The following is a 24510-nucleotide window of genomic DNA, read 5'->3' on the forward strand; positions in this document are numbered from 1 at the left end:
CCCGGAACGGCAGTGGGCCGTTCCTTTACTTCCGGACAGGACACCGCGCATGACTGACCCGCAGACCTCCAACACCGCCCCGCAAGCTACCGGCGCTCCAGAGGACACCACCCACTTCGGCTATCGCCAGGTGAAGAAGCAGGAGAAAGCCAGCCAGGTGGCCGAGGTCTTCCACTCCGTGGCCGGTAAGTACGACATGATGAACGACCTCATGTCCATGGGCATCCACCGGCTCTGGAAGCGATTCACTATCGAGCTGAGCGGTGTGCGGCCGGGCCACAGGGTGCTGGATATCGCCGGCGGCACTGGCGACCTGACGATGAAATTCTCCGACCTGGTGGGCCGTGACGGTCAGGTGGTTCTCGCCGATATCAACGCCTCCATGCTGCAGGTCGGCCGCAGTCGCCTGACCGACCGCGGGTATGTGGGCAATATCGAGTACGTCCAGGCGGATGCCGAACATCTGCCTTTCCCGGACAACAGCTTCAATGCGGTCAGCATCGCCTTCGGTCTGCGGAACGTGACTGACAAGGACCGGGCACTGCGTGACATGTGCCGGGTGCTCAAGCCCGGTGGCAAGCTGCTGGTACTGGAGTTCTCCAAGCCCGCCAACCCACTGCTCAGCAAGGCTTACGACCTGTATTCGTTCAATGCCCTGCCGCTGATGGGGCAACTGGTCGCCGGAGACGGCAACAGCTATCAGTACCTCGCGGAATCCATCCGGATGCATCCGGACCAGGACACCCTCAAAGGCATGATGGACGCGGCCGGCTTCGTCAATACCCGCTACCACAACATGACCGGTGGGATCGTCGCCCTGCACGCGGGGGTCAAGCCCTGATGTTCCCCGGCCCTACCCTGCAGGCCGCCGTTACCCAGGTGGTAGAGCAGGCGCTGAACCGGGCTCTCGCCCTGGACCCGGTCGGACGCGTGGCACTGTTGAAAGCGCTGGATCAGCCTGTGCTGTTCGCCTTCGACGGCGTGAAGCTGCACCTTTCACTGCAGGCGATCGGTGAACAGGTACGGGTCGGCAGCACCACCCCGGAAGAGCCGACCTTGACCGTAACTGGCCGCCCCCTGGCTTTCGCGGCGCTGGCCCAGGGCGATGATCGTGTCTTCGGCGATGGGCGACTCAATGTGAACGGCGACGTAGGGCGAGCCCATGCCCTGCAACGGGCGATCAATCAGCTCAAGCCGGATTGGGAAGCCGCGCTGGCCCGTTATACCGGCGATGTGCCGGCACACTTTATCGGCCAGCGAGTTCGCGGCGCCCTGAGCTGGCAGCGCCAGGCGTTTGCCTCGCTCAACGCCAGTCTGGAAGAGTATATCCACGAGGAGACCGGCGCCCTGCCCGGCCGCAACGAACTGTCAGCCACCTTCGAGGATATCGATCGGCTCAGCCTGCAAACCGACCGCCTCGAAGCCCGCATCGAACGTCTGAAAAGCCGGCTCGAAGCCGATCCATCGCAACCGTCGGAGCCGTCGTGACCCGCATTCAACGTCTTTTTCGCATTGGCTGGGTATTCAGCAAGTACCGACTCGATGAATTTCTACCCCTGACCGACCTGCCTTGGCCCGTACGCTTCGTATTGCTGTTCGCGCCCTGGCATTTCTTCCCGGTTTCCGACAAGCCTCGCGGTGAACGCCTGCGACTGGCCCTGGAGGAACTGGGACCGATCTTCGTGAAGTTCGGCCAGATCCTCTCCACTCGTCGGGATCTTCTCCCCGATGACATGGCCCTGGCGCTGCAGCAGCTTCAGGATCGGGTTCCACCGTTCCCCGGCGAAAAGGCTCGCGGTATCGTCGAAAGCTCGTTGGGACAGCCCGTCGCTAAACTGTTCAAGACCTTCGACAGCAACCCCATGGCGTCGGCTTCCGTCGCCCAGGTGCACGCCGCCACCCTGCATGGCGGCCAGGCAGTGGTGGTCAAGGTGATCCGGCCGGATATCGAGCGGGTGATCCGTCAGGACATCGCCCTGATGCTGGTCATGGCCAGGTTGCTGGAGCGCTATTGGTCCGAGGGACGTCGCCTGCGGCCAGTCGAAGTGGTACGTGACTATGAACAAACCATCTACGACGAGCTGGACATGCAGCGCGAGGCGGCCAACGCCAGTCAGTTGCGCCGCAACTTCGAAGGCTCGACGCTGATCTACATCCCGGACGTATTCTGGGATTACACCAGCCAGCAGGTGCTGGTGATGGAGCGCATCCAGGGCATTCCGGTCGCCGATACCGAAGCATTGAACGCAGCGGGCGTTAATATGAAGGTCCTGGCGGAAAAAGGTGTGGAGATATTCTTCACCCAGGTCTTCCGTGACAGTTTCTTCCACGCCGATATGCATCCGGGCAACATCTTTGTCGATGCATCGAACCCGCAGGACCCACGCTATATTGCGATCGATTTCGGCATTGTCGGCACCCTCGCGCCGGAGGATCAAAGCTACCTCGCGCGCAACCTGCTGGCGTTCTTCCGTCGTAACTACCGCCAGGTCGCCGAACTGCATATCCAATCCGGTTGGGTACCTGCCCATACCCGGGTCAATGAATTCGAGGCGGCCATCCGCACCGTCTGCGAGCCGATCTTCGAACGTCCGTTGAAAGAGATTTCCTTCGGTCACTTCCTGCTGCGCTTATTCCAGACGGCCCGCCGCTTCGAGATGGAAGTACAGCCGCAACTGGTGCTGCTGCAAAAAACCCTGTTGAACGTGGAAGGCCTGGGCCGCCAGCTCTATCCGGACCTGGACCTGTGGAGCACCGCCCAGCCTTTCCTGGAATCATGGATGCGCCACCGAATTGGCCCGCCCGGCATGCTTAAATCCCTGCGCGAGCATTTGCCCGCCTGGCTCGAGCAGTCGCCGGAGATGCCGCAACTGGTGCATGACGCGCTCCTGCGAATTCGTGACCTGGATCGTACCCAGAACACGGATCACGCTACAATACGGGCCATGCAGCGGGCGGAACTCGAACATCGGCGAGGTATGCGCCGTATTGCAGCCGGCATCGCCTGTCTTTTTGGCGCCTGGATGGTCACCCAGCCGACCAGTTGGGCGTCGCTAGAAGCCGTCCCACTCCCCGGCTGGGCGTTGATCGCCGTGGCAGGCTGGCTGCTCGTCGGCCGCCGCTCCAGAATCTCACGATAACCTTGGATAGACATGCAAGAGACTACATCGACAACCAATGGTAATTGGCTAGACGCCGTACGCTGGGACGATCAGGGCCTGGTACCGGCCATCGCGCAGGATGCCTCAACCGGCGATATCCTGATGATGGCCTGGATGAACCGCGAAGCCCTCGAATTGACCGCAAATGAGCAGCGGGCCATCTACTGGTCCCGGTCCCGGGGCAAGCTCTGGCGCAAGGGCGAGTCCTCCGGCCATGTCCAGCAGGTCTCGGAAATCCGCATCGACTGCGACGCGGACGTGATCCTGCTCAAGGTGGAACAACTGGGCGGCATCGCCTGTCATACTGGACGTCGCAGTTGCTTCTACAGTCGCCTGGAAAATGGCGAATGGGTGAGTGTGGAACCGGTATTGAAAGACCCGGACGCCATTTACGGTAGCGGTAGAACGAACGGTAGTGAGGGAGACAGCCAGTCATGAGCAAGGCGATCGACACCCGCGATGTACTCGGCGCCCTGACCGACGTCCTTGAGGCCCGCAAGGCTGCTGATCCGGACAGCTCCTATGTTGCCAGCCTGCATCACAAGGGCCTGAACAAGATCCTGGAAAAAGTCGGCGAGGAATGCACCGAAATGTTGCTCGCCGCCAAGGATGCACAACAAACGGGCAATGCTGACGAACTCGTTTACGAAACCGCGGATCTCTGGTTCCACAGCCTGGTCGCCCTGTCCCATATGGGACTGGGGCCGGATGACGTGCTCCGGGAGCTGGCGCGGCGATTCGACCTGTCTGGGCTGGAAGAAAAAGCGGCACGAAAGTCGCAGTCATAAAACCGTAATGAACATGCTGCAAAACTACGGCGCTGTTCGTTCAGTCTGCGCCTTGCTGGTATGCAACACCTTCGTAACAGTCGGAGGTTAGGGTACCCCGGCCAACTGGCGTACACTATTTGCACCGGCGACTGAAAGTGGGCCGCGCGGGGCGATAACCAGATTTTAAACCACAGTTTCAACGTGAATGAGGAACCCTGAATGGGTATCAGTATCTGGCAACTTCTAATCGTTCTTGGCATCGTCGTGCTGCTTTTCGGAACCAAGAAACTGCGTAACATCGGCACCGACCTGGGCGGTGCGATTCGCGGCTTCAAGAAATCCATGAATGACGAAGACGAAGCAGCCAAAGATCGGAACGAAACCATCGAGCAGAAGCGCGAAGGCAACGTCTACGAGTCCACCAGCACCGAGCATTCGGACGAAAAATCACGTAGCTGAGCCCAGTCTCTATGTTCGACATTGGCTTTCTTGAGCTGCTGATCTGCGGTGTGATCGCGCTGCTGGTCCTGGGGCCGGAACGGCTTCCGGGCGCGGCGCGCACCGCCGAACGCTGGATCGGTCGCAGCCGTCGCCTGGTCAGCCAGTTCACCACCGAACTGGACCGTCAGATCAAGGCAGAAGAACTCAAAGAGAAATTGCGCAAGGAAGGCGGCATCGACTTGGAAGGCGTACAGCGGAACATCCGCGAGGGACTCGATCAGGCCCGTAAGTACGAGCATCTTGTCGTGGACGACAATGAGTCTCGCACGTCCGCAAAGACGTCCTCCTCTCACCAGGAAACGCCGAAGCAGGCAGGCATCGTGCCACCTATGCGCTCGGCCGATGCTGCGCGGGAGCCCGAACTGCCCTCCGAACCGGACCAACGACCCAAACTGGATTCTGACGCCGAACCGACCCGGTCGGAGCCCGAGAAACCTGTCCCGGAAGATCGCAAATGACGTCCCGCTCCGCAGGAGAATCCGTGACCGCCGCAGACAAGGAAAAACTGGAAAACGCCCGCCCGGCCAACGACAGTCCCAATCCTGAGGAACCCCAGGAAGAGATGTCCCTGATCGATCACCTGCTGGAGTTACGCAACCGGCTGCTGAAGGTCGTCCTGGCGGTCCTGATCTGTTTCGCAGCGATCTACCCGTTTGCCAACGACCTTTATCTCTGGCTGTCCCAGCCCCTGCGGGACCTGCTGCCGGAAGGTCAGATGATGATCGCCACCGACGTCACTTCACCGTTCTTCGCGCCGCTCAAGCTGGCGCTGACGCTCTCGGTTTTCGCAGCCATTCCCTATATCCTGTTCCAGATCTGGAGCTTTATCGCGCCGGGGCTTTACAAGCACGAGAAGAAGCTGGCTTTCCCACTGCTGTTTTCCTCGGTCGTGCTGTTCTACCTGGGCGCCGTGTTTGCCTATTTCGTCGTGTTCCCACTGGTGTTCGGCTTCTTCACCACCATCGGACCGGAAGGCATCTCTGAGATGCCGGATATCAATAGCTACCTGACCTTCGTGCTGAAGATGTTCTTCGCCTTTGGTGTGGCCTTCGAGATTCCCATTGCCGTCATCCTGATGATCCTGGCCGGCATAACGACGCCAGCGGATCTGGCAGCGAAGCGTCCCTATGTAGTGGTTGGCTGCTTTATCATCGGCATGCTCCTGACCCCGCCGGACATTATCTCCCAGACCCTGTTGGCCGTGCCGATGTGGATTCTGTTCGAGCTCGGCATCCTGTTTGGCCGCATGGCCTATCGCCAAACGGCGGATGACACCGAAGCCGACGCATGAACCTGGGGCTGCTGTTCGACGAGGACTTCGTCGCTGACGACCGCGTGGTGCTAAGGGGTCGTCGGCGCCAACACCTGGAAACGGTGCTCAAGGTGAGCGAAGGCGATCAGGTACCGGTCGGTAAGGTTAACGGCCTGATGGGTGTCGGCACGGTCCTTCGGCTTGACGACCGGGACGCCGAACTCTCCGTCCGTCTGGACACGCAGCCGCCCAACCCCCTCCCGTTGACCTTGGTGCTGGCCATGCCCCGGCCTAAGATGTTCCGCCGCGTGATCCAGACCTGTGCCGCACTCGGCGTAAAGGACATCTGGCTGATCAACGCCTACAAGGTGGAAAAGAGCTTCTGGCAGACGCCCTGGCTACAGGACGAGCAATTGCGGGAAAACCTGGCCCTCGGCCTGGAACAGGCCTGCGACACGCAGATGCCCGACGTTCACATCCGCAAGCTGTTCAAGCCGTTTGTCGAGGATGAACTCCCCGGATTGATCAAGGGCCGACGCGGCCTGATCGCCCATCCGGGCACTCCTGACGCCTGCCCTACGCATTTGTCCGAGCCCGCCACGCTCTGCATTGGGCCGGAGGGTGGTTTTATCCCCTATGAGGTGGACAAGATCATCGCGGCGGGCGCAGAAGCGGTTCATCTGGGGTCACGCATTCTACGGGTGGAAACTGCGGTGCCGGTGTTGGTGAGTCGGCTTTATGATGGGTGTTTGTATTAGGGCGAATTGAGGCGGCGATCAGGTTCAGGCGGGAACTTCCTGGAAGGCATTGTTGGGATACGCAGCTTTGCGGTGGCACGGTTTTCAAGGTTTAAAAGACGGGCACCTTGCGGCGCCTCAGAAGCTAAAGCATCTGCTACATGCTCGAGTTGCCTGGGAAATGTAGCCGACGCTTCAGCTTCGGAGCAGCCCGCAGGGCTGCCCTTTTGAGGCACTTGGATCCGGAACGAATGACAACGCCATCAATCCAACCCCATTGCCTGCGCCGCCAACCGGTTCTTCAACGGACCGGCGCCATCCAACCAACGCATGCCGGCGTTGCGCACCCAACGTAGGGGCAACTCGTCCCGCGCAAATAACTGCTTGAAGCCTTCCATCGCCGCCATCATAGCCAGGTTTTCCCCTTTACGCCGACGCTGGTACCGCGCCAGCGTCGCAGGCTCGTTTGGAGCGAAGCCAGACGCGCGCAGGCGTTCAAGTTCCTCAAGCAAGACCCGCACATCGCCATAGCCCAGGTTGACACCCTGTCCGGCCAGCGGGTGGATGGTATGCGCTGCATCGCCGATCAATGCCACGCCGGGGCGAACATAGTCCTTGGCATGGCGTTGGCGCAGAGGAAACGAAAAACGTTTGGAGATACCCGTAATCGCACCCAGTTGCCGTTCGATGGCCTGCTCCAGTTCGTGGGTAAATACATCGTCATCGAGTGCCATCAGGCGCCGGGCCTCGGCGGTGTCCTGGGACCAGACGATGGAACAAAACCGGGTGTCGCCCTCCTCGTTCAGCAACGGCAGGAACGCCAGGGGTCCGGTGGGCGAAAAACGCTGCCAGGCGGTATAGCCGTGGGGTTTCGCGGTCTCGACGGTGCAGACGATGCCCTGCTGATCGTAATCCCATTCCCGCGTAGGCAAGCCCGCCCATTGGCGTACTCGCGAGTTGGCGCCATCGGCGGCCACCACCAGAGGCGCCTGCAGGACTTGCCCGTCGTCGAGCGTGCTCGCCTTCCAGCCGTCCAAATCCCGCCAACCGGATACCGTTACGCCGTCGAAAAGTGTGGTGCCGCTGGCGACCACCTTGTCCATCAACGCCTTGACCAGGATCCTGTTTTCGACGATCACGCCAAGCGCCGGTACCGCCATCTCTGCCGCGTCGAAACGGATACGCCCGGTGCCATCGGCATCCCAAACGGCCATATGGCCGTATGCGCAATGCCGTTGGGCCGCGACTCCTGACCAGACGCCCAGTCCATCCAACAATTTCTGACTGGCGATGGAGAGCGCGCTGACCCGGGGTTCGAAATCATGGATGGCCGAGGCTGGCTGCAACGTTTCCTGCACCGCCTCCCGCGACGCACTTTCAACGAGAGCAACGTTCCAGCCCTGCTGCGACAAACCCAGCGCCGCAGCCGCGCCGGTCATTCCTCCGCCAATAACGACAATGTCGAAGGTTTGCGGATCACTCATCGACGCGGATCCTCCTGAGAAACGGTTCGGCGGCCCAGTCCCATTGCACGCTTGGCGAACCATTTGCGAGCGCCCGGCACCAAGTCCAGCCCTACGAGACCGACATCACGCGCGGCAGCCAGCGCCGGTACCCGGGCACCGAATATATGGATCAGCGAGTCCGAGAAACGCACAGTGTCCTGCCAGTCCTGGCGGTGCCGGTCCTGGTAGGCATTCAGCACGTCGATCCGTCCCAGCGGTAGACGCTCACGGACTGCCCGTTCGAACTGCTCGACCAACGCCACCAGCCCACGCAAGGCGAGGTTGAAACCCTGCCCGGCGACCGGGTGCAGCGTATGCGCGGCATTCCCTACGAGCACGATACCGGGACGGACCGATTCCTGGACCGTGGTCAGGGTCAGCGGGTAGTGGCTGCATTCGCCAATCCGGGTAAAGCGCCCGAGGCGCCAGCCGAATCGCTGCTGTAGGCGCTCACAGCGCTGCTCGTCAGTGAGTGCCAGGATGTCCTCGAGGGCCTCCGGAGCCAGCGTCCAGACCAGGGCCGCGTCCTGCCCAGACCGACGCGGATTGCCGCGAGGCAGCAGCGCCATGGGTCCGGCATCCGTAAAACGTTCGTAGGCGGTAAACTGGTGAGGATTGGATGTGGAAACGTTGGCGATCAGGGCGTGCTGGGCGTAATCGGTATGCTCAATCCGGAAACCGAGTTTCTCACGCAGGCCCGAGCGGCCGCCGTCAGCGATCACCAGGCATTGGGCGGTCAGTTCCAGTGCCTCGCCGTCCTTATCCAGACATACGGAGACACCTTCAGTCGCCGGCGTAACGTCGACCACCTTCGCCGGGGCCTGCCACTCGATCTGGGACAGGTCGGCTAGCGCCTTCATCAGGCTCAGACCCAGCCAGCGGTTGTCCACCACGTAGCCGAGCGCTTCCTGGTCATGCTCTTCCGCCGCCAGCCGGGTAGCGCCGAAACGCCCGCGGTCGGAAACATGGATATGCTTGATTGGTGCCGCGTGACGAGCCAGCTCACCCCAAAGTCCCAAGTCCTCGTAGACCAATCGTGAACCCCAGGCAAGTGCCGTAGAGCGGGCGTCATAGCTGGGTTGGTAATCCTCCGGCCGCGCATCAGGCGCAAGCGGAAAAGCTTCAACCACCGTCACCCTGAGCTGCGGCAGTTTACGGGCCAGCGCCAACGCCAGGGTCGCGCCCGCAAGGCCACCACCCGCAATCAGGATATCCGTATCGAAGGCTGCATTCTCCATCAGGCTGGACCTCCGTTCAGGCGTCCGCCATGTAGGCTTCGATCTCTGCGATGGTCTTGGGCGCCCCTTCCGTCAGGTTGCGGCAGCCGTCCTTGGTGACCACCACATCATCCTCGATGCGAATGCCGATACCACGCCACTTCTCGTCCACGCTGGTATTATCCGGGGCGATATAGAGGCCGGGCTCGACCGTCAGCACCATGCCCGGTTCCAGTACCCGCCAGGCGTCGCCGACCCGGTAGTCGCCCACATCGTGCACGTCCAGCCCCAGCCAATGGCCGGTACGGTGCATGAAAAAGGGTTTGTAGGCTTCCTGTTCCAGCGCGTCGTCAAGGCTGCCCTGCAGTAGCCCGAGGTCCAGCAGGCCCTGGGTCAACACCCTGAGTGCGGCCTCGTGCGGATGATTCCAGTGATTGCCGGGTTTGACTGCATCAATGGCCGCATACTGGGCGGCCAGCACAACTTCGTAGAGGGCTTTCTGCGGATCGCTGAAACGGCCGTTGATGGGGAAGGTGCGGGTAATATCAGAGGCGTAGTTCTCCAGTTCGCAGCCGGCATCGATCAGGACAAGGTCGCCATCCTTGAGTGGCGCGCTGTTCTCGATGTAGTGCAGGATGCAGCCGTTCGTCCCGCTACCCACGATGGATGGATAAGCCGTGGACCGGGCCCCATGGGACATGAACGTGTGGATCAACTCCGCCTCGAGGTTATATTCGAAACCGCCCTGCTTCGCCCGTTTCATGGCGCGGCGATGGGCTTCGACACTGATCTCACCGGCCTTGGCCATCACCTTGATTTCCGCCGCACTCTTGTAGAGACGCAGGTCGTGCAGGCTGTGTTCCAGGGCGACGAACTCGCCCGGCGGGTGGGCGCCGGTGCGCACCTTGCTGCGGATCGTCTTGACCCATTCCATTACCTGGCTGTCGAACGCCTTGTCCTTGCCGAGCGGGTAGTAAACGCGGCTACGGCCTTCGATCATACCCGGGAGGATGTCGTCGATATCGGAGATCGGAAACGCATCGTCAAAACCAAACGTCTCGATGGCGCCTTCCGGGCCGGTCAGGAAGCCGTCCCAGAGTTCTTTCTCGGGGTTGCGCTCCTTGCAGAACAGCACCGATTCACCGTGTTCCCGCCCGGGGATGAGGACCAATACGGCCTCGGGTTCGTCAAAACCGGTCAGATAGTAGAAATCGCTGTCCTGACGGTAGGGATGCAGCACGTCCCGGTTGCGTACCCGTTCAGGCGCCGCGGGCACGATCGCGATACTGTTGTCTGCCATGTGCTCGCTCAGGGCCTTGCGGCGTGACGCAAATTCTTTAATCGGCATCAGCATGCTGGGAACTCCGGTTAGTCTGTCGAAAGCCTGTTGCTGCGTTTCAGTGACCTGTTGCTACGTTTTAGTGGCCTGTTGCTATGCTTCAATGAAGAGTCGTCTCCGCCGGCGGGGCGGGCGGGTTGAATTCGGTGAATACGGTCAGCGCGCCGACACGGACGTATTCCATGATCTCATTGAACTGCTGCTCGGATTCTTCGCTGTCGTCCTCGCCCTGGGCCACCTGACTGATGGCCACCATGTCTTCCACCACCTCGCGCACTTCGCCGGTGGCCTCGCCCAGTTCGCGACTGGCCATCACCGCCATGCCTTCCAGGAAGCCGCGAACCCAGGCGGACAACGACTGCAGGCGCTGTTCGAGGGTGTACTCGTCGTCCGGCAGCAAGGGGCGAAAACTCATGTCGGAGGATTGGAGTGCCGCCAGCGTGACGTCGTAGGCGGTATCGAGAAAGGTCGTCAGTTCGTCGGCGCCTTCGGTCGCTTCTGGCGCAATACCCATCTGCTCACAGGCCAGGATGCGCCATTCCTGCTTACTCAAACGGCCACCCGCCGCAAGACGACCACACAGGCCGCCGTGCAGTTCCGCCGGGTGACTGAAGGCTTTGTAGCTGGCAAAGAAATTGGCCCAGGTTTCGAAGTCGTCAAGGGCCGGTGCTTGGGATACGTGGTCAGTCATTGATCCGCTATCGTTGAATGCATTTGAAGGCCCCTATCGTAGCACTCGGACAGCTCAAACACATCGACAGTGGCCGTTGACGCACCCGTTTAATGTGGAATATGTTATAACGTAACAAGCCACTATCGAGAGATTGTTATGCATCCGTTCCGAACCGCCCTGGTCCTGCCATTGTTATCCCTGACAATCACGGCTCAGGCTGCCGAAGGCCTGGGCGCTCACGTCCATGGCCAGGCGCGCCTTCAGGCCGCCATCGAAGGTCAGTCCATCGACCTGATCCTCGAATCGCCCGCCTACAATCTGGTCGGTTTCGAACACGCCCCCCAGAACGACGCCCAAGCGGCCCGGGTGGACGAAACGATGCAGTGGCTGGAATCCACGCCTCTGCTCTCCGCGGCCGGCTGTACGCTTGCGGAAGCCAGCGCCAGCCACACACTCGACGAACATAGCGATGAGCATGATGATCACGAGCATGAAGAACATGACGAACATCATCATGACGAGGCCAACGAGCACGAGCACGAGCACGAGCACGAGCACGAGCACGAGCACGAGCACGAGCACGAGCACGGAGAGCATGAAGGCGAGCATGCGGAATTTGAAGTCAGCCAGCGCCTGGCCTGTAACGAGTCGCCGCTGGCCGTCGAGGTTAGCACGCCGATGTTCGAACGCTTCGAATCTCTGGATCGCCTGGATGTGGAATGGGTGACCGATCAAGGCCAGGGCGCCACTACCCTGAGCGGCGACCAGACCCGCTTTTCCTTTGAGTGATTGCGCGCCCTACTGCTCGTAGGGCTCGACCGCCTGGGCGTCGAGGGAATACGAGGAGGCGCCCACCTCGTTCTCTGTCTCTTCGATCCGTAGCGTGCCGTTCACCCAGAACGGGTTGTAGAGCACGTCCACCTGGAACCCGGGTTTGTAGGTAACGTGAATGATCTGGTTGGGGGGCGGTGGCGGCACGTGGATACAGGCGCCGAAATACGGCACCAGGAAGAATTCGTAGATACGCTGGTCGTCGCCTACCTTGAGCGGTACGACAAAACCGGGAATACGCACTTTACGGTCATCGAACTCGGGCACGGTCCTGCCGGTCAGAATTTCGTCCGGCAAGGTGGCCGGGCCGCTACCCTGGTGCTCGATCTCAGGAAGATTCTCCAGCAGGGCGAGGTCCTCTGCCGGCATGAGTTCCAGCCAGTCCACCTCGTACCACTCTTCCTCCGCCGCGAGCGGCAGGCTGAAGATGAGGCAGCACAATATGAAAAGGGCCCTGGAGACACGAAACATGGGTAGAATCCTCGCTAATCGAACTGGGCCGATCATACACCGCCAGCACACGACCACAAGGTGACGCTTTCATTGCCATGACTGCCAGTCAAGATCCAATCATCGTCCAGGCACGGGATCTGGCCTTCCAATGGCCTGGTGCCGACCATTGCCTGCATTTCCCCGATCTCCGGCTCCACGCCAACGAGCATCTATTCCTGCGCGGCCCCAGCGGCAGCGGCAAGAGCACCCTGCTGTCGATGCTGGCCGGCCTGAGCCTGCCCGAGCGCGGCGAGTTGCGCTTACAGGATACGGCCCTGACCGGACTGAGCCGTCGCGCGCGTGATCGTCTGCGGGCCGATCGGCTCGGGGTCATCTTCCAGCAGTTCAACCTGGTGCCTTACCTTAGTGTGATCGATAACGTCACCCTGCCTTGCCGGCTCTCGAAACCCCGGGCCGGCCGGGCGACACCGTCCCCAGAGACGGAAGCCCGTCACTTGCTGGCCGCCCTCGATGTGACCGAAGACCTCTGGCAGCGCCCCGTAACCCGCCTTAGCGTTGGCCAGCAGCAGCGGGTCGCCTGTGCCCGCGCCCTGATCGGTCGGCCCATACTGGTATTGGCCGACGAACCCACATCCGCACTGGACGCGGATAATCGGGACCGTTTCCTGCAGTTGCTGATAAGCCAATGCCGGGCCAGCGGGGCGGCATTGGTATTCGTAAGCCACGATGCCAGTTTGGCCGATGCCTTCGACCGCACGCTGGATCTTGGTGAAACCGTAAGAACGGAGACCACTGCATGAGTCTCTCGCGATTCCTCGGCCTTGCCCTGGCCAGCATTTGGCACCGGCGCGGCGTGCTCAGCCTGGTCACGCTGACACTCACCCTGAGCGTCACGCTGCTGCTCGGCGTGCAGTACCTGCGTACCGAAGTGAAGGACACCTTCACCCGCACCATCAGCGGCACCGACCTGATCATCGGCGCCCGCGCGGGCCAGCTGAACCTGTTGCTCTACACCGTATTCCACATCGGCGATGCCACCAACAACATCCGCTGGAGCACTTACCAGGCGCTGGCTGACGACAAACGAATCGACTGGCTGGTGCCGATTTCCCTGGGAGACAGCTATCAGGGCTATCGCGTGGTGGGGACGTCGGAAGCGTTTCCCGACCATTTCCGCTACGGGCGGGATCAGGCCGTCGCTCTTGCCCAGGGTGACTGGTTCGACGACCTCTTCGATGTGGTGCTGGGCGCGGATGTGGCCCGGGAACTTGAGCAGGGGCTGGGCGACCGCATCACCCTCGCACACGGCACGGGCAGCGTCAGCTTTATGAAGCACGACGATATGCCATTCAGGGTTTCGGGCATCCTGGCGCCAACCGGCACCCCGGTGGACCGCGCCGTCTATATTAGCCTGGCGGGCATGGAGGCGATCCATGTGGGCTGGCAGGCCGGCGTACCGATTCCCGGACGCACCCCGTCACCCGAGGCGGTGCGCGAACTCGACCTGACGCCGGGTGCCATTACCGCCGCCTATGCCGGCATCGGCCGCAAGGTGCTTACTTTCCAGGTCCAGCGGGATATCAACGAATCCGGCCTGGAGCCACTGAGCGCCATCCTTCCCGGTGTCGCGCTGAGCGAACTCTGGCGCATGATGGGCCAGTTCGAACGGGTGTTGCTGATCCTTAGCGGCTTTGTGGTGATCACCAGCCTGGTGGGACTGATTGCCGTGCTGTTGGCGATCCAGAGCCAGCGACGCAGGGAGGTTGCGATTCTCCGGGCCGTTGGCGCGTCGCCCGGATTGATCGCCGGGCTATATGCGGTGGAATGTGTGCTGCTGTCCCTGGTGGCCTGCATACTGGCGCTCGTATTGGGTGCGCTTCTGCTGACTGCGCTGGCGCCATGGCTACTGTCCCACTACGGCATTGCCCTCAGCCTGCGCTGGCCGGATGGTCAGGAATGGGGGCTATTGGCCGCCGTACCGGTGGCCGCCCTGATGGTTTCCGTGGCACCTGCCTGGCGGGCTTATCGGGGCAGTTTGAACGAGGGATTGTCGGCGACGGGCTGAGCATCTACCCACAAAGATTCAAGAATGTGAACGGACCGCAAGGTGGACAAATTGACCACTCTTGAGGCCGCATTTATAGTTGGTCGGGTAAGTTACGGATTATTGGTGTTTGCCCCCGCTACGTAAAGGCCGTTCGGCCGGTTCCAAGGCAGACTCCAGCAGTGAATCCAGACACTATTCGCCGGGATGTAGAAAGCCATGGATCAGTCTGAACTGCAGGCCCTCGCCGAGAAGGTGGATCGCCTCATCGCTCGTTGTCAGAAGCTGGAGCAGGACAATACCGCCTTGCGGCAATTGCAGGATGACTGGAATCGCGAGCGCGCCCAGCTCATGCAGAAGAACGACCTCGCCCGTAACAAGATCGAAGCGATGATTGGCCGCCTCAGAGCACTGGAGCAACACTGATGCCGGAAAAACCGACCACGGTCGAAGTCAACATTCTCGACAAGGACTACCTGGTAGCCTGCCCCTACGACGCCCGCCAGGCACTTATCCAGGCTGCCCAGCACCTGGACACCAAGATGCGCGAAATCCGCGCCAGCGGCAAGGTCTTCGGCACCGAGCGCATCGCCGTAATGGCGGCACTGAACATCACGCACGACCTGCTTCAGCAAAGCCACATGTCCGACGATGCCACCAATATCCTTAAACGCATGGACAGCCGCTTGGACGAGGCATTGGGGGACCAGCAGAACAGCGGCTAAACTTCTGGCCTGGCTGGCAAGCTTCTGCAAGGAGCAACTTCCCAGGCTATGCGTGCAGCCGTTGGCTCATTGAAAAAAACAATCTCGTGGATTCCCGAAAAGGGGTTTGCATCCAGCCCCGGTTAAGCCCGTATAATGCTCCTACTTCCTGGGTTGTTCGCTGGTCGGATACGTCCTCGAGCCGATGCGCAATACCTAGGTGGCTACTTCAGGGCATTGTGAGCATGTCCCCCACTGAGGGGAAAGCCTAATATGTCACAGCGGCCACCACCTTGAACTGTTGGGTTCAAGGGCCACATCCGATAACGGCATCCCGGGAAGCTTTCCTTACCTTTCCAATTCCAGACAGCCAGCGGACCCGACCGAACGTGAAGTCCATCGCGCCGCCGCTTCCGGCCAGAGCCGACCGTAAGTCCCTCAGACGTGAACTGAGACGCCGCCGCAGAGCCCTGTCGCCGTCAGAGCAGCGCATTGCCGCACGAGCCCTGACCCGCCAGCTTATCCTCCATTTCGGCCATTCCCGGGCGCGACACGTTGGCCTGTACCTGCCAAACGATGGTGAAATCGACCCTCGTGCGTTTATCGCGGAAGCCCGCCGGAGGGACTTACACGTCTATCTGCCGGTGTTGCACCCCATCCTTGGCAATCAGCTCTGGTTCTACCGCTTCGACGTGGACACCAAACTACGCCCCAACCGATTTGGTATCTCTGAACCCGCTGACCGCAATGGCCCGAAACGGCCGCCTTGGGCCCTGGATGCAGTACTGATGCCGTTGGTTGGATTCGATCGCCAGGGCGGGCGTCTTGGGATGGGCGGTGGATTCTACGACCGGACGTTTGCGTTCAAACGCCTGGCGCCGCAACGACCACCGGCACTGATCGGGCTGGCCCATGAGGTCCAGCAGGTTGAAAGCCTGCCAATGGCGAGTTGGGACGTACCCATGGATGCGGTGATCACCCCCGCCCGACATCTCGCCTGCAAACCCAGAGGTGTTATAGAGCGGACACAGCCGAGAGCCGTATTTTTTGGTCGCTACCGTTTGGCAAACCGGCGCCACGGTCGGCAGCGTACGTCCGGCTGGATGCGCTAGATGCTATCGACAAGTAAACGGGCGACGGATACCAACAAAAAACGGGCTGGATCTTGCGATACAGCCCGTTCTGTTTTCTACACGTCGATTATTCTTCCAGCATGGGCATCAACGGCGAGTCGATGACCTCTGCTGTGGCTTTGGACCGCGGTTCGGATGCCTGGAGCGAGGTAAATCCGGTCACCGCAAGACCCATAGCAAAAAGAAAAACGAGCGCCCGTATGACGTCAGGCTTTCGTTCCATTTTATTGCATCCCCCAATGCGGGCGACTTCGATGTCGCCTATTGTTTTCTGTGCTTACGCAAACTACTGGCGCGATTGACCCTCTTTCATGTGACGCGCTCACGTGACAGGTACGTCATGAATACAAGTCACAAATTCCGCTCACAATCAGATGGTTATTTTTTATTCACAGAATTGACGTAAATAATAACAGCTAACCCCCGTAATACAATTTTAAGTCGATTACAGGGGGTTCATTTTTGCTACGGGGGGAAAACGAAGGTTTCAGCTTGTGCTTTTCCGTATAGCAAATCGCCTCCGCTCGCTGTTTGCGAGGGCGGAGGTGGAAGTGATTACTTACGATTACGTTCGATGATAGGGGCGCGACTACTTACCGTTGCCATTACCCAGGAACAGGCGATAAGCCTCGTTATCCGTCATGTCTTCGTAACGGAAGCCCACCTTGTCGAGCATCTGGGTGAAGGCGCCGATCTCGTGCTCTTCGACCTGCGCACCCATAAGTACCCGGCTATAAGCAGCACCATGGTTGCGGTAATGGAACATGGAAATGTTCCAGCGGGTACCGAGTGACATAAGGAACTTCAGCAACGCGCCCGGGCGCTCCGGAAACTCGAACTGGAAGACCTTCTCGTTATGGATGCTCGGCGCATGGCCACCCACCATATGGCGGATATGCTGCTTGGCGATGTCGCTGTCGGTCAGGTCGATCACCGGGTAGCCACCATCGCGCAGGTCCTGCACCAGTTCATCCCGGCCCAGCCCGCCGGACTGGATCTGGATGCCTACGAAGATCCGGGCCTCGTCACCATCGGAGAAGCGGTAGTTGAACTCGGTGATGTTGCGCTTGTGCAGCGCGTTGATGAATGACTTGAAACTGCCCGGGCGTTCGGGAATCGTCACCGCCAGGATCGCTTCACGCTGCTCGCCGATTTCGGTGCGCTCGGAAATATAGCGTAGGCGATCGAAGTTCATATTGGCGCCGCTGAGAATGCCCGCCAGGTTCTGGCCGACCACTTCCTCCCGCTGGATATACTTCTTTATGCCCGCCACCGCCAGCGCACCCGCGGGCTCGCAGATGGAACGGGTATCGTCGAAAACATCCTTGATCGCGGCACAGATTTCATCGGTGCTGACCGTTACGACTTCGTCCACACATTCCTTGCAGACGTCCCAGGTGTTTTCGCCGATCTGTTTTACCGCCACACCGTCGGCGAAGATGCCGACCTCGTCGAGCACGACGCGCTCGCCGGCTTCCAGCGCCGCCTGCAGGCAATTGGAATCTTCCGGCTCGACACCGATGACACGGGTTTCCGGGCGCAGATACTTGATGTAGGCCGCCATGCCGGCAATCAGGCCACCGCCGCCGACCGGTATAAAGACTGCATGCAGTGGCTTTGTGAATTGCCAAAGCAACTCCATCGCCACAGTGCCCTGCCCGGCGATGACATCGGGATGGTCATAGGGGGGAATGTAGGTCAGCCCCTGTTTTTCCATCAGCTCCTTGGCATGTGTCGCGGCTTCATCGAAGGCATCGCCCTTGAGCACGACCCTGGCGCCCCGGTCGCGCACTGACTTGACCTTGATCTCGGGCGTAGTCTGGGGCATGACGATCACCGCCTTGATGCCCAGTTCCTGGGCCGCCAGCGCCACACCCTGGGCGTGATTGCCGGCCGAGGCGCAGATCACGCCCTTGTTCTTCTGCTCTTCGGTCAGATGGGAAATCGCGTTGTAAGCACCACGGCACTTGAACGAGAAAACCGGCTGCAGGTCCTCCCGCTTGAGAATAATGTGGTTATTGAACCGCTTGGACAGGTTACGGGCATGAGTCAGCGGCGATTCGATCGCCACATCGTAGACTCGGGCATCGAGTATTTTCTTGATGTAGCGCTGTGGCATGGAGCGTTTCCCTTCTGGGTTTGAAAATTCCGAATTTGAGTTATCGTGCTGCAGGTTTCGGCGTGCGAAAACCCTCAAGTCTAAGTAGTTTGCGGGCTCTGCGTCCACTCATTCCGTTTACCAGGCTCGATCCGTGCTTCTTCTGTATGGCGCGGCTTCGGCCCGGTATACTGGCAACCCGTCTTTTCACACGCACGCAGATATCCCCGAGGACGCTATGACCCAGGACGAACTCAAACAGGCCGTTGCCCAGGCCGCTATCGATACCATTCGCCCGCAACTGGACACGGACAGCGTGATCGGCGTCGGCACCGGCAGCACCGCCAATTTCTTCATCGACCTGCTGGCCAGCATGAAGACCGAGTTCGACGGCGCCGTGGCCAGCTCCGAAGCCACCGCCGAACGTCTGAAGCAGCATGGCATCCCGGTCTATGACCTCAACGCGGTGTCCAACCTTGAGTTCTACATCGACGGCGCCGACGAGACCAACGAGCATCTGGAACTGATCAAGGGCGGCGGCGCCGCGCTGACCCGGGAAAAAATCGTTGCCGCGGTAGCCAAGACTTTCATCTGCATTGCCGATGAGTCCAAGAAAGTCGGTGTCCTGGGCGCCTTCCCGCTACCGGTGGAAGTCATACCCATGGCACGCAGCCATGTGGGTCGCGAGATCGTCAAACTGGGCGGCGACCCGGTTTACCGCGAAGGCGTGAAAACGGACAACGGCAACATCATCATCGATGTGCATAACCTATCCATCGACAACCCGATCGACCTGGAATCCAAGCTGAACCAGATTGTCGGCGTCGTCACCAATGGCCTGTTTGCGCAGCGGCCGGCAGATATTTTGCTGCTGGGAACGGCAAATGGGGTTGAGGCCCTGAAGCGGTAAGCCGACTCGAATCGGACTATCGTGGGCATGTAGCCGACGCTTTAGCTTCGGAGGGTCCGCCAGGACCCCATGGGTCTATCGGCAGGCCTCCGGCCTGCTCGGAAGCTGAAGCATCCGCTACATGCTCCTGCCGGCCTGAAATCGATGGCTTCTTGAACCAAGCTATCGTGAGCGTGTAGCCGACGCTTTACCTTCGGAGGGTCCGCCAGGACCCCATGGGTCTATCGGCAGGCCTTGCGGCCTGCTCGGAAGCTGAAGCATCCGCTACATGCTCCTGCAAGACGGAAACGTGTTCAGGCCCAAGCAGCAATAACAAAAAAGCCCGGTCAACGACCGGGCTTTTTCGTGAGCGAACCAATCAGGCCGGCTCGATTTCCATCAGCACCTCGGAGGGGGTGACGCGGTCGCCCTTGTTGATGCAAACCTCAATCACCTTGCCGGAAATCGGGGCTTTTACCTCGGTTTCCATCTTCATCGCTTCGATGATCAGGACCGGCTTGCCGGCTTCGACCGAATCGCCCTCATTGACGAGCACATCGACGATGTTGCCCGGCATACTGGTGGTGACGTGGCCTTCCTTGGAGGCTTTACCGCGCTTGGAACTACCACCACCGCCGTCGCGGTCATAGTCGCCGGTCGACTCCATACTGATCTCTTCGGGAACGCCGTCGACGGTCATGTAGAAGCGGCGCTCGTCTTCGCCCTTCGGGCTGACGCCGGTAACATGGATATCGAACGTTTCGCCGTGGACCGTCACCTTGAACTCGGTTGAGATCGCACCGGTGCTGCCGGCGGTCGGCTTCGGCTCCAGAGGCTCGGGTTTGAGCGTACCTTCCTTCCGCTGCTCCAGGAACTGACGTGCCTGGTCCGGGAACATGGCGAAGGTCAGTACGTCCTCTTCGGATTCGGCGAGGTCGCCAATCTGGTCCTTGAGCGTGTGGAATTCGCGCTTGAGCAGGTTGGCCGGGCGCTCGTCGATGAGCTCCTCGTTGCCGACCGCGCGTTTCTGCAGATCCGTGTTGACCTCGCCCGGCGCGGCGCCATACCAGCCTTGCAGATACTTCTTCACCTCGTTGGTGATGTTTTCGTAGCGCTTGCCGGAAAGTACGTTGATCACCGCCTGGGTGCCCACGATCTGCGAGGTCGGCGTGACCAGCGGCGGGTAGCCCAGGTCTTCACGGACCCGCGGGATCTCGGCGAAGACATCGCGGATCTTGTCCAGGGCGCCCTGCTCCTTGAGCTGGTTGGCCAGGTTGGACATCATGCCACCCGGTACCTGGGAGAGCAGAACCGCGGTATCGACACCGTTGTACTCACTCTCGAACTGGTGATACTTCTTGCGCACTTCGCGGAAGTGGTTGGTCAAATCGTCCAGCAATTCCAGATCCAGGTCCACCTGGTAGCCTTCGTCACGTAACGCTGCAACGACAGATTCGGTGGGTGGATGACTGGTACCGCCGGCAAAGGCGGACAGGGCCGTATCGATATGGTCGACACCCGCATCGAGCGCCGCCCACTGACACATAGTGGCCATGCCGGAGGTGTAGTGTGAGTGCAGGAATACCGGCAGCGACAGCTCTTTCTTCAGGGCGCTGACCAGGTCATGGGTCGCGGTCGGCGTCAGCAGGCCAGCCATATCCTTGATGGCGATGCTATCGACCCCCATATCGGCCATTTCTTTCGCCTGCTTCAGGAACATATCGGTCCCATGAACCGGGCTAACGGTATAGCACAGGGTGCCCTGGGCGTGCTTGCCTGCCTTCTTCACCGCCTTGATGCTGGTCTCCAGGTTACGTACGTCGTTCAGCGCATCGAAGATACGGAACACGTCGATACCGTTGTCCGCCGCTTTCTGACAGAAAGCTTCCACCACATCATCGGCATAGTGGCGATAGCCGAGCAGGTTCTGGCCGCGCAGCAGCATCTGAAGACGGGTGTTCGGCAGCGCCTTGCGCAGTTGACGCAGACGCTCCCACGGATCTTCCTTGAGGAAGCGCACACAAGCATCGAAAGTGGCGCCACCCCAGCATTCCAGGGACCAGTAACCGGCTTTGTCCAGCTTGTCACAGGCCGGCAGCATGTCCTCGGTACGCATGCGGGTAGCAATCAGGGACTGGTGGGCGTCCCGGAGAATGACATCAGTGATTTCGATTTTACGTTTGGTCATACAGTGACTCCCATCAGATTCCGGCCTGGGCGGCAATCGCGGCGGCTATGGCAGCGGCAAACGATTCCGGACGCTTCTTGATGCTGTAGTTGATCAACTCCGGGTGGCCTTCGACGAACCCGGTATTGAACGAAGCAGCCCTGAATTCCGGATGGCTGAGGATTTCGAGATAGTAGGGGATAGTGGTCTTGATGCCATAGATCCCCATGTCCTTGAGGGCACGCTGGGAACGCTCGAGCAACTCATCCCAATCCATGGCCGAGACGATCAGCTTGGCGCACATGGAATCGTAGTACGGCGGGATTTCGTAGCCGGTGTAGATCGCGGCGTCCGTCCGCACACCAGGCCCGCCCGGCGAGTAATACCGGGTGATCTGGCCGAAGCTCGGCAGGAAGTTGTTCTTGGGATCCTCAGCGTTGATACGGAACTGCGCGGCATAGCCCCGATAGCTGATATCTTCCTGGGCGAAACGCAGTTTCGCGCCACCAGCGATACGGATCTGTTCCTTGACGATGTCGACGCCGGTAATCTGCTCGGAGATGGTGTGCTCCACCTGGACCCGGGTGTTCATCTCCATGAAGTAGAAATCGTCCTTATCGTCAAGCAGGAACTCAACGGTGCCGGCATTCTCGTAACCGGTCTCCTTCGCCACCCGGACCGCCAGGTCGCCGATGTACTCCCGTTGCTCATCGCTCAGCTGGGGAGACGGCGCCAGCTCGATCAACTTCTGGTTGCGACGCTGGATCGAGCAGTCCCGCTCGTACAGGTGGATGGCGTTGCCGAAGCTGTCCGCCAGCACCTGCACCTCGATATGACGCGGATTGACGATGCACTTCTCCAGGAAGACGTCGGCACTGCCGAATGCCTTGCTGGCCTCGGAAATCACCCGCTTGTAGTTCTGCCGCAGGCTCTCCTCGTCATCGCAGCGCCGGATGCCACGCCCGCCGCCACCGGAGGTGGCCTTGAGCATCACCGGGTAGCCGATGGATTCGGCCTGCTTGACCGCATCCTCGACGTCTTCAAGGTTGCCTTCCGAGCCCGGTGTGACAGGCACGCCCGCGTTGACCGCCGTCTGGCGCGCATGGGTCTTGTCACCCATAGACTCGATCACCTCCGCAGAAGGACCGATGAAGCGAATGCCCCGCTCCTTGCAGACCGCGGCCAGCGTGGCGTTCTCGGACAGGAAACCATAGCCTGGATGCAGTGCATCGCAGCCTGTTTCCACCGCGAGGTTTACGATGTGATGGGGGTTGAGATAACCCGTCAGCGGATCCTCACTGATACAGTGCGCTTCATCCGCTTTCTTTACATGAAGGGAATAACGGTCGGCTTCGGAATAGATCGCCACGGCCTTGACGCCCAGTTCCTGGCAGGCGCGTGCTATCCGGACCGCAATCTCACCGCGATTGGCGATGAGCACTTTCTTTATCGTCATCTGTGGTGCTCCCTGTCATCCGTCAGGAAGTTGTTTTATTGGGGCCAGACCACATACCCTCTCCGGCAGCTGCCGGAAACAGCATGCAGAGCCCTTGGGCAGGATGCCCGCCCCGGCGTCGAAGAAAGCAGCAAGCCCTGCAGCGGCTTTCTCTACTTCCAGAGCCATCGACGGCCGGGGATCTTTACTACTCTAACGCATCCAGTGGTCCGTTTCTTTACGAAAGGGCCAGCCTTTTCGAGGCGCAGAGCAGCGCAAACACTCTATACATCGCCCCTGACCCCGGCCAGAAACGACTTGATCCAAATCAGGTCACGAACCAAGCGCTTGCTTGGTGATAATTGTTCGGCCACACTCAGATCCCTCAACAATAATTCCGCAAAGGAACAGGGGCTATATGCTGACCGACTACTTCACCGAAACCCATGCCCAAGTCCGCCAGACGGCCGGCAAGTTCATCAGCACCCACGTACTGCCCCATATTGAAGAATGGGAGGAAGCGGGCGAGTTCCCCCGGGAGATCTACCCGCTTGCCGGGAAGGCGGGACTGCTCGGCGCCGGGTACCCTGAGTCGCTGGGCGGCCACAGCGAAGGAGATATCTTCCTGAAGGTCGTGATCAGCGAAGAACTGATGCGCTCCACGTCCGGCGGTTTCGTCGCCGGCATCGGGTCGCTGGACATCGCTCTTCCCCCGGTTGTGCGCTGGGCCAGGCCGGAAATTCGCGAGCAGATCGTGCCGCCTGTCTTGCAGGGCGAGAAAGTCATGGCCTTGGCCATCTCCGAACCGGGCGGTGGCTCCGACGTCGCCAACCTGAAAACCCATGCCGTTCGCGATGGCGACCATTTCGTCGTCAATGGCAGCAAGACCTTTATTACCAGCGGGCACCGGGCCGATCACTACACAGTGGCTGTGCGTACCGGCGAGGCCGGACACAACGGCATCAGCCTGCTGCTGGTCGACCGCGATACGCCCGGTTTCGTCCGCGGGCGAAAGTTGAAAAAAATGGGCTGGTGGGCCAGCGACACCGCCGAGCTTTTCTTCGAGGACTGCCGGGTCCCGGCAGATCGGCTCATTGGCGCCGAAAACGCCGGCTTCGTTGCCATCATGACCAACTTCCTGGCCGAGCGCCTGATGCTGGCGATTATGGGCTACATGACCGCGGAAATCGCACTCGAGGCCGCGATCACCTACTGCCGTAGCCGTGAGGCCTTCGGTCGCTCCCTGTCCGGCTTCCAGGTTACCCGCCACAAACTGGTGGATATGGCCACCCAGGTGGATATTGCGCGGGAATACACCTATCGCTGTGCGGCGCTTATGCAGGCGGGCAAGAATCCGGTCAAACAGGTGGCGATGGCCAAGAACTTCGCCGCGGAGGTCTGCGAAAAGGTCACCCGTGAGGCCATCCAGCTGCACGGCGGCATGGGTTACATGCGCGAAGCGACGGTCGAACGGCTGCACCGGGACGGCAAACTGCTCTCTATTGGCGGCGGGACGACGGAAATCATGAAGGAAATGATCGGCAAGCAGATGGGCCTGTAACGGCCCACTGTAGGTGCTTGTGGACTGCTGCTCCGAGGCT

Annotated in this window: 26 protein-coding genes and 1 other RNA gene; 18 read left to right on the top strand and 9 right to left on the bottom strand. The window is 60.3% G+C overall.

The window, feature by feature from the left end:
* The first annotated feature begins 49 nt into the window (after positions 1-49).
* From ubiE to RE428_RS21330, 9 genes are all read left to right on the top strand, one after another.
* Positions 50-841, top strand: coding sequence for a bifunctional demethylmenaquinone methyltransferase/2-methoxy-6-polyprenyl-1,4-benzoquinol methylase UbiE (gene ubiE, locus RE428_RS21290; RefSeq protein ID WP_004580148.1), 792 nt, complete (start codon positions 50-52; stop codon positions 839-841).
* Entirely contained in the window at positions 841-1488 is a 648-nt protein-coding gene (locus RE428_RS21295) for a ubiquinone biosynthesis accessory factor UbiJ (protein ID WP_004580147.1), read from the top strand. The genes ubiE and RE428_RS21295 overlap by 1 nt, the downstream gene beginning before the upstream one ends.
* A complete protein-coding gene (gene ubiB / locus RE428_RS21300) occupies positions 1485-3140 on the top strand; it encodes a ubiquinone biosynthesis regulatory protein kinase UbiB (protein ID WP_004580146.1) in 1656 nt (551 codons plus the stop codon). Before RE428_RS21295 ends, ubiB begins: the two co-directional genes overlap by 4 nt.
* A gap of 12 nt (positions 3141-3152) precedes the next feature.
* Positions 3153-3599, top strand: coding sequence for a phosphoribosyl-AMP cyclohydrolase (gene hisI / locus RE428_RS21305; protein WP_004580145.1), 447 nt, complete (start codon positions 3153-3155; stop codon positions 3597-3599).
* On the top strand, positions 3596-3949 hold the full coding sequence (locus tag RE428_RS21310) for a phosphoribosyl-ATP diphosphatase (protein ID WP_004580144.1): 354 nt from the start codon (positions 3596-3598) through the stop codon (positions 3947-3949). The genes hisI and RE428_RS21310 overlap by 4 nt, the downstream gene beginning before the upstream one ends.
* A gap of 201 nt (positions 3950-4150) precedes the next feature.
* On the top strand, positions 4151-4390 hold the full coding sequence (tatA, locus tag RE428_RS21315; RefSeq protein ID WP_004580143.1) for a Sec-independent protein translocase subunit TatA: 240 nt from the start codon (positions 4151-4153) through the stop codon (positions 4388-4390).
* A gap of 11 nt (positions 4391-4401) precedes the next feature.
* Positions 4402-4890: a Sec-independent protein translocase protein TatB gene (gene tatB, locus RE428_RS21320; RefSeq protein WP_338381154.1), complete on the top strand. Its 489-nt coding sequence runs from the start codon at positions 4402-4404 to the stop codon at positions 4888-4890.
* Between the two features lie 104 nt (positions 4891-4994).
* Positions 4995-5723, top strand: a complete 729-nt coding sequence (gene tatC / locus RE428_RS21325) for a twin-arginine translocase subunit TatC (protein ID WP_051079834.1) — start codon at positions 4995-4997, stop codon at positions 5721-5723.
* Entirely contained in the window at positions 5720-6442 is a 723-nt protein-coding gene (locus RE428_RS21330) for a 16S rRNA (uracil(1498)-N(3))-methyltransferase (RefSeq protein ID WP_004580140.1), read from the top strand. Before tatC ends, RE428_RS21330 begins: the two co-directional genes overlap by 4 nt.
* A gap of 242 nt (positions 6443-6684) precedes the next feature.
* On the opposite strand, the gene RE428_RS21335 is transcribed toward RE428_RS21330, so the two are convergent.
* The 4 genes from RE428_RS21335 to RE428_RS21350 form a co-directional block, all read right to left on the bottom strand.
* Positions 6685-7905 (bottom strand): UbiH/UbiF/VisC/COQ6 family ubiquinone biosynthesis hydroxylase, encoded by a 1221-nt coding sequence (locus tag RE428_RS21335; RefSeq protein WP_004580139.1) that lies wholly within the window; start codon positions 7903-7905, stop codon positions 6685-6687.
* Positions 7902-9164, bottom strand: coding sequence for a 2-octaprenyl-6-methoxyphenyl hydroxylase (ubiH, locus tag RE428_RS21340; RefSeq protein ID WP_004580138.1), 1263 nt, complete (start codon positions 9162-9164; stop codon positions 7902-7904). Before ubiH ends, RE428_RS21335 begins: the two co-directional genes overlap by 4 nt.
* Before the next feature lie 16 nt (positions 9165-9180).
* Positions 9181-10497 carry a Xaa-Pro aminopeptidase gene (pepP, locus tag RE428_RS21345; RefSeq protein ID WP_004580137.1) on the bottom strand — a complete coding sequence of 439 codons (1317 nt, stop codon included), beginning with the start codon at positions 10495-10497 and terminating at the stop codon, positions 9181-9183.
* Positions 10498-10582: 85 nt separating this feature from the next.
* Positions 10583-11173 carry a UPF0149 family protein gene (locus RE428_RS21350; RefSeq protein WP_004580136.1) on the bottom strand — a complete coding sequence of 197 codons (591 nt, stop codon included), beginning with the start codon at positions 11171-11173 and terminating at the stop codon, positions 10583-10585.
* Positions 11174-11311: 138 nt separating this feature from the next.
* On the opposite strand from RE428_RS21350, the gene RE428_RS21355 reads away from it, so the two are divergent.
* Positions 11312-11944: a ZrgA family zinc uptake protein gene (locus tag RE428_RS21355; RefSeq protein ID WP_338381155.1), complete on the top strand. Its 633-nt coding sequence runs from the start codon at positions 11312-11314 to the stop codon at positions 11942-11944.
* A 9-nt stretch (positions 11945-11953) separates the two neighbouring features.
* Here RE428_RS21355 and RE428_RS21360 read toward each other — a convergent pair whose 3' ends face one another.
* Complete coding sequence (locus RE428_RS21360) at positions 11954-12457, bottom strand: DUF3299 domain-containing protein (protein ID WP_004580134.1); 504 nt, start codon at positions 12455-12457, stop codon at positions 11954-11956.
* 77 nt (positions 12458-12534) lie between these two features.
* On the opposite strand from RE428_RS21360, the gene RE428_RS21365 reads away from it, so the two are divergent.
* From RE428_RS21365 to RE428_RS21390, 6 genes are all read left to right on the top strand, one after another.
* On the top strand, positions 12535-13239 hold the full coding sequence (locus RE428_RS21365) for an ATP-binding cassette domain-containing protein (protein ID WP_004580133.1): 705 nt from the start codon (positions 12535-12537) through the stop codon (positions 13237-13239).
* Positions 13236-14504 (top strand): ABC transporter permease, encoded by a 1269-nt coding sequence (locus RE428_RS21370; protein ID WP_004580132.1) that lies wholly within the window; start codon positions 13236-13238, stop codon positions 14502-14504. Before RE428_RS21365 ends, RE428_RS21370 begins: the two co-directional genes overlap by 4 nt.
* A 198-nt stretch (positions 14505-14702) precedes the next feature.
* Entirely contained in the window at positions 14703-14909 is a 207-nt protein-coding gene (locus RE428_RS21375; protein ID WP_004580131.1) for a TIGR02449 family protein, read from the top strand.
* Positions 14909-15208: a cell division protein ZapA gene (locus RE428_RS21380; RefSeq protein WP_004580130.1), complete on the top strand. Its 300-nt coding sequence runs from the start codon at positions 14909-14911 to the stop codon at positions 15206-15208. The genes RE428_RS21375 and RE428_RS21380 overlap by 1 nt, the downstream gene beginning before the upstream one ends.
* Positions 15209-15350: 142 nt before the next feature.
* A non-coding RNA gene (ssrS, locus tag RE428_RS21385) (6S RNA) lies at positions 15351-15532 on the top strand.
* A 44-nt stretch (positions 15533-15576) separates the two neighbouring features.
* Positions 15577-16299: a 5-formyltetrahydrofolate cyclo-ligase gene (locus tag RE428_RS21390; protein ID WP_004580129.1), complete on the top strand. Its 723-nt coding sequence runs from the start codon at positions 15577-15579 to the stop codon at positions 16297-16299.
* An 88-nt stretch (positions 16300-16387) separates the two neighbouring features.
* On the opposite strand, the gene RE428_RS21395 is transcribed toward RE428_RS21390, so the two are convergent.
* A complete protein-coding gene (locus RE428_RS21395; RefSeq protein WP_004580128.1) occupies positions 16388-16543 on the bottom strand; it encodes a hypothetical protein in 156 nt (51 codons plus the stop codon).
* Between the two features lie 366 nt (positions 16544-16909).
* Complete coding sequence (ilvA, locus tag RE428_RS21400) at positions 16910-18439, bottom strand: threonine ammonia-lyase, biosynthetic (protein WP_004580127.1); 1530 nt, start codon at positions 18437-18439, stop codon at positions 16910-16912.
* A 217-nt stretch (positions 18440-18656) separates the two neighbouring features.
* Here ilvA and rpiA point away from each other — a divergent pair, with 217 nt between their 5' ends.
* Positions 18657-19328: a ribose-5-phosphate isomerase RpiA gene (gene rpiA, locus RE428_RS21405; protein ID WP_004580126.1), complete on the top strand. Its 672-nt coding sequence runs from the start codon at positions 18657-18659 to the stop codon at positions 19326-19328.
* A gap of 358 nt (positions 19329-19686) precedes the next feature.
* On the opposite strand, the gene oadA is transcribed toward rpiA, so the two are convergent.
* Together oadA and RE428_RS21415 are read right to left on the bottom strand one after the other, a co-directional pair.
* The gene (gene oadA / locus RE428_RS21410; protein WP_004580125.1) at positions 19687-21495 is read right to left on the bottom strand and encodes a sodium-extruding oxaloacetate decarboxylase subunit alpha; all 1809 of its coding nucleotides are present in this window, start codon (positions 21493-21495) and stop codon (positions 19687-19689) included.
* A gap of 13 nt (positions 21496-21508) precedes the next feature.
* The gene (locus RE428_RS21415) at positions 21509-22930 is read right to left on the bottom strand and encodes an acetyl-CoA carboxylase biotin carboxylase subunit (RefSeq protein ID WP_004580124.1); all 1422 of its coding nucleotides are present in this window, start codon (positions 22928-22930) and stop codon (positions 21509-21511) included.
* 400 nt (positions 22931-23330) lie between these two features.
* On the opposite strand from RE428_RS21415, the gene RE428_RS21420 reads away from it, so the two are divergent.
* Positions 23331-24470 carry an acyl-CoA dehydrogenase family protein gene (locus RE428_RS21420; RefSeq protein ID WP_081614642.1) on the top strand — a complete coding sequence of 380 codons (1140 nt, stop codon included), beginning with the start codon at positions 23331-23333 and terminating at the stop codon, positions 24468-24470.
* Positions 24471-24510 lie beyond the last annotated feature (40 nt).

This window comes from Marinobacter nanhaiticus D15-8W, from assembly GCF_036511935.1.
GTDB lineage: Bacteria > Pseudomonadota > Gammaproteobacteria > Pseudomonadales > Oleiphilaceae > Marinobacter_A > Marinobacter_A nanhaiticus.

Excerpts from the sequence above, each read along its gene's own strand:
- RE428_RS21310 (WP_004580144.1), top strand. The coding sequence starts at position 3,596 with ATGAGCAAGGCGATCGACACCCGCGATGTACTCGGCGCCCTGACCGAC.
- ubiH (WP_004580138.1), bottom strand. The coding sequence starts at position 9,164 with ATGGAGAATGCAGCCTTCGATACGGATATCCTGATTGCGGGTGGTGGC.
- ilvA (WP_004580127.1), bottom strand. The coding sequence starts at position 18,439 with ATGCCACAGCGCTACATCAAGAAAATACTCGATGCCCGAGTCTACGAT.
- RE428_RS21415 (WP_004580124.1), bottom strand. The coding sequence starts at position 22,930 with ATGACGATAAAGAAAGTGCTCATCGCCAATCGCGGTGAGATTGCGGTC.
- pepP (WP_004580137.1), bottom strand. The coding sequence starts at position 10,497 with ATGCTGATGCCGATTAAAGAATTTGCGTCACGCCGCAAGGCCCTGAGC.
- tatA (WP_004580143.1), top strand. The coding sequence starts at position 4,151 with ATGGGTATCAGTATCTGGCAACTTCTAATCGTTCTTGGCATCGTCGTG.
- RE428_RS21330 (WP_004580140.1), top strand. The coding sequence starts at position 5,720 with ATGAACCTGGGGCTGCTGTTCGACGAGGACTTCGTCGCTGACGACCGC.
- RE428_RS21380 (WP_004580130.1), top strand. The coding sequence starts at position 14,909 with ATGCCGGAAAAACCGACCACGGTCGAAGTCAACATTCTCGACAAGGAC.
- ubiE (WP_004580148.1), top strand. The coding sequence starts at position 50 with ATGACTGACCCGCAGACCTCCAACACCGCCCCGCAAGCTACCGGCGCT.
- RE428_RS21360 (WP_004580134.1), bottom strand. The coding sequence starts at position 12,457 with ATGTTTCGTGTCTCCAGGGCCCTTTTCATATTGTGCTGCCTCATCTTC.
- tatC (WP_051079834.1), top strand. The coding sequence starts at position 4,995 with ATGTCCCTGATCGATCACCTGCTGGAGTTACGCAACCGGCTGCTGAAG.
- RE428_RS21350 (WP_004580136.1), bottom strand. The coding sequence starts at position 11,173 with ATGACTGACCACGTATCCCAAGCACCGGCCCTTGACGACTTCGAAACC.
- hisI (WP_004580145.1), top strand. The coding sequence starts at position 3,153 with ATGCAAGAGACTACATCGACAACCAATGGTAATTGGCTAGACGCCGTA.
- RE428_RS21355 (WP_338381155.1), top strand. The coding sequence starts at position 11,312 with ATGCATCCGTTCCGAACCGCCCTGGTCCTGCCATTGTTATCCCTGACA.
- RE428_RS21295 (WP_004580147.1), top strand. The coding sequence starts at position 841 with ATGTTCCCCGGCCCTACCCTGCAGGCCGCCGTTACCCAGGTGGTAGAG.
- RE428_RS21375 (WP_004580131.1), top strand. The coding sequence starts at position 14,703 with ATGGATCAGTCTGAACTGCAGGCCCTCGCCGAGAAGGTGGATCGCCTC.
- oadA (WP_004580125.1), bottom strand. The coding sequence starts at position 21,495 with ATGACCAAACGTAAAATCGAAATCACTGATGTCATTCTCCGGGACGCC.
- RE428_RS21395 (WP_004580128.1), bottom strand. The coding sequence starts at position 16,543 with ATGGAACGAAAGCCTGACGTCATACGGGCGCTCGTTTTTCTTTTTGCT.
- RE428_RS21365 (WP_004580133.1), top strand. The coding sequence starts at position 12,535 with ATGACTGCCAGTCAAGATCCAATCATCGTCCAGGCACGGGATCTGGCC.
- RE428_RS21370 (WP_004580132.1), top strand. The coding sequence starts at position 13,236 with ATGAGTCTCTCGCGATTCCTCGGCCTTGCCCTGGCCAGCATTTGGCAC.
- tatB (WP_338381154.1), top strand. The coding sequence starts at position 4,402 with ATGTTCGACATTGGCTTTCTTGAGCTGCTGATCTGCGGTGTGATCGCG.
- rpiA (WP_004580126.1), top strand. The coding sequence starts at position 18,657 with ATGACCCAGGACGAACTCAAACAGGCCGTTGCCCAGGCCGCTATCGAT.
- RE428_RS21335 (WP_004580139.1), bottom strand. The coding sequence starts at position 7,905 with ATGAGTGATCCGCAAACCTTCGACATTGTCGTTATTGGCGGAGGAATG.